The sequence below is a fragment of the Segeticoccus rhizosphaerae genome (assembly GCF_009192725.1).
Lineage (GTDB): Bacteria > Actinomycetota > Actinomycetes > Actinomycetales > Dermatophilaceae > Segeticoccus > Segeticoccus rhizosphaerae.
The window spans coordinates 1-1,687 of sequence record NZ_VOHR01000521.1 but is presented as its reverse complement, the minus strand read 5'-3'; the positions used below and the strand labels follow the sequence as shown (position 1 = coordinate 1,687).

The 1,687-nt window shown below is 73.7% G+C and carries 3 protein-coding genes; all 3 read right to left on the bottom strand.

Going from position 1 to position 1,687, the window contains the following annotated elements:
- Positions 1-155, bottom strand: a 155-nt coding sequence (locus FRW57_RS21315; protein WP_162529461.1) for a P1 family peptidase, incomplete at its 3' end; no start/stop codon positions are given.
- Positions 156-204: 49 nt separating this feature from the next.
- Entirely contained in the window at positions 205-1,065 is an 861-nt protein-coding gene (locus FRW57_RS21310) for an ATP-binding cassette domain-containing protein (RefSeq protein WP_137120083.1), read from the bottom strand.
- Positions 1,058-1,687: ABC transporter ATP-binding protein (locus tag FRW57_RS21305; RefSeq protein ID WP_152187008.1), on the bottom strand; the 630-nt coding region annotated here is incomplete at its 5' end. The genes FRW57_RS21310 and FRW57_RS21305, both read right to left, overlap by 8 nt.

Here is a 1,687-nt window from a genome sequence, read left to right as displayed (position 1 = left end):
CCACCGCGGACGTCCACCCCGGCCACCGCGCCACCGGGCGGGCACAGGACCACGGTGGTCCCGGTGAGCCAGCCGTCGCCGCGACGGCTCGCGTGCCCGACGCGCAGCCCCGCCACATCGGTCAGGCTGTTGGTCCGGCCGGCCCGGACATTCACGCGGGGCCCCCGCGAAGTATCGGAGCACCGCGGAGAACTTCGTGGGGGGTCATGCTGGGGTCTCCTGGTTGAGGTCGGCGGCGGTGACCCCGGACAGGGCCTTGGTCAGGGTGGGAATGGCGGCGATGAGCTTGCGGGTGTACGGGTGTTGGGGGTTGTCGTAGACGTCGGCGACGGGGCCCATCTCGACGATCTGGCCGTTGTGCATGACCGCGACCCGGTCGCAGACGTGGCGCACCACCGACAGGTCGTGGGAGACGAACACCAGGGTCAGGTCGAGCTCGTCGACCAGGTCGGCGATGAGGTTGAGGACCTGCGCGCGGACCGAGACGTCCAGGGCGCTGACCGGTTCGTCGGCGACCAGGATCGCGGGTGTGGAGGCCAGGGCCCGGGCGATGGAGATGCGTTGCCTTTGGCCGCCGGAGAACTGGTGCGGGTAGCGGCCGGCGGCGTCGGCCCGCAGCCCGACGGCCTGCAGCAGCTGCTCGACCCGGCCCCGGGAGGCGCCGCGGCCCTGGGCGACCAGGGGTTCGGCGACGATGTCGCGCACCCGCATCCGGGGGTCCAGTGAGCTCATCGGGTCCTGGAAGACCAGCTGCAGCCGCTGGCGCAGCCAGCGCAGCTGGCGGTCGCGCAGCCGGGTGATGTCGCGGCCCTCCACCTGGACCGAGCCGCTGGTGGCGCGGTCGAGCCCGGACAGGATCCGCAGCAGGGTGGACTTGCCGCAGCCGGACTCGCCCACGATGCCGAAGCGTTCGCCGGGCGCCACGTCGAAGCTGACGCCGCGCAGGGCACGGACCGGTTCGCTGGCGTGCAGCAGCGAGGTGCGCGACCGGCGGTAGTCGCGGGTCACGTCGCGGACGCTGATCGCCGTGGTGCCGGTGGGCGGGCCGCCGGTGTGCTCAGTCATCGATACCCTCCGCCCGAGCCGTGGTGGCGGGTGCAGGGTGGTAGCAGGCGAACCCGGAGTCCTCGCCGGTGACGGTCCAGTCCGGTCGGACACGGCACTGCTCGGTGGCGTGCTCGCAGCGGTTGCGGAAGACGCAACCGGCGGGGAACCGGCCCGCGGCGGGGACCGACCCGGGGATGGTGGCCAGCCGGCCGCGCTCGTCCACCACGGCCAGGTCGGACGCACCGAGCAGTCCCTGGGTGTAGCGGTGCCGCGGCCGGGTGAAGACCTGGCGGGTCGGGCCTGCTTCGACGATCCGCCCGCCATACATCACCAGGACCCGCTCGCAGGCGGTGGCGACCACGGCCAGGTCGTGGGTGATGAACAGCATCGCGGCGGCCCGGTCCAGCACCCCGCGCACGATCAGGTCGAGCACCAGCGCCTGCACGGTGACGTCGAGCGCGGTGGTGGGCTCGTCGCAGACCAGCAGGGCGGGGTCGTTGGCCAGCGCCAGCGCCAGCACCACCCGCTGCCGCTGCCCGCCGGACAGCTGGTGCGGGTAGGCGCGTGCGGTGCCGGCCGGGTCGGGCAGGCCGACCTGGTCTAGCAGCTCGACCGCCGCGGCCCGGGCCGCCTTGCGGTT